The organism is Neisseria sp. P0009.S007 (genome assembly GCF_051962515.1).
This window is the reverse complement of sequence record NZ_JBQCVF010001210.1, coordinates 1-249: the sequence shown is the minus strand read 5'-3', so window position 1 is coordinate 249 and position 249 is coordinate 1. Positions and strand designations below refer to the sequence as shown.

The 249-nt window shown below is 51.4% G+C and carries 1 pseudogene; it reads right to left on the bottom strand.

From position 1 onward, the window contains the following. Positions 1-249, bottom strand: a pseudogene (locus ACTHS3_RS18335) (O-antigen ligase family protein); the annotation flags it as partial.

The following is a 249-nucleotide window of genomic DNA, read 5'->3' as shown; positions in this document are numbered from 1 at the left end:
GTGTAAATCTCCTGACGGTAGGACACGGAGTTGTCGCTGCCCAAGTCGTACAGGAAGAGGTACACGCGGCTGGAAAAGCGTTCCAAAAACTGGTTGCCGTTGAGCGACAGCAAAAATTCCGCAATCGCTCGTGACGGAATCATCGACAACACCAACGCCAGTAAACCAGCGACGCCGACCGTAATAAAACCGTTTTTGCGATAGGCCGTATAAACCAGCAAAATCAACAGGTAACAGCCGATGGCGGTA